This is a genomic window from Bradyrhizobium sp. LeoB3 (assembly GCF_055456055.1).
Genome location: NZ_JBVBEF010000300.1, coordinates 1 through 1150 on the forward strand (window position 1 = coordinate 1; position 1150 = coordinate 1150).

Annotated in this window: 1 protein-coding gene; it reads right to left on the reverse strand. The window is 60.4% G+C overall.

What is annotated here, in order from left to right; all coding sequences use genetic code 11:
- Positions 1–1071: IS5 family transposase (locus ACZXDY_RS45980; protein ID WP_464350022.1), on the reverse strand; the 1071-nt coding region annotated here is incomplete at its 3' end.
- Between the last annotated feature and the right edge of the window lie 79 nt (positions 1072–1150).

Genomic DNA, 1150 nt, shown 5'->3' on the forward strand with positions numbered 1-1150 from the left:
TTTGGGAATGCGGATCAGGTTGTAGGCGATCAGATTGAGCAGGAAGTCGGCGGCGACGCGAGCGATGCCGCGATGTTTGGTTTTGCGCATGGTGCCATGCTGCTTGCCCCATCCGAAAATGCACTCGACCATCGCCCGGCGGGATTGCGACATGCCGTACCCCGGATGCCGCGTGGTTCGTTCGTCGATGGCGCTGTTGCGGGTCTTGCCGGTTTTGGTGACGGCCTGGTTCTGTGTCACATGCGGCGTCACGCCGATGGCGCGAAGATTGGCGACATGATCGGTCGTATCGTACGCCTTGTCCTCGCCGGCTGTGATGCGGCGGCCTGCGGCTTTGCGTCTCGCCTTCAGCATGGTCTCCGAAGCCCGGCGTTCGGCGATGCCATTGGCCTGCGTGACCATGCCGGCCACCGCCAGCCCATGCCGGTTCTCCATGGTGGCGTGGCCCATATAGCAAAGCTTGGCCTCGCGTCCGGCCGCCTTGCGATAAAGCCTGCTGTCCGGATCGCTGGTACTCGCATGGGTGTCGTTCTTGCGCGTCTGGCCGTGGAAGTTGGCGCCATCATCATCGTCGCCGCTGCGGTCCTTGGGGCGAAAACTCTTCTGCGAAGCCCAGGCTTCGATCAGCGTCCCGTCCACCGAAAAATGCTCGTCCGACAACAGCGATTTGACCTGAGAATGGTTCAGAAGCCTGGTCATGAACTTCGTGAACACATCGCCGTTCTGCAGCCGCTCCCGGTTCTTGGTGAAGGTGGTCGGGTCCCAGACTGGATCATCCGGCGACAGTCCCACGAACCAGCGATACAGAAGATTATAGTCCAGTTGCTCCATCAACTGGCGTTCCGAGCGGATGCCGTAGAACACCTGCAGCAGCAAGGCGCTCAGCAATTGCTCCGGAGGGATCGAAGGACGTCCCTCGCTGGCATAGAGCTTCCCAAGGCTGCGGTTCAAATCACTCAATACATCCCGGACAAGTTCCCGCACCTTCCGCAGCGGATGGTTCGCTGGCACACGCTTATCCGGCGCGATGTACGAAAACAGGCCGCCTTGATCCGTAAACCTGCCGCGCATGAGCATCTCCGCCGATTCGAGATGACAAGTGAATCATCAAGCCCCCTCGGTGGCGAGGGGGTTCTTCAGCAGACTGCTA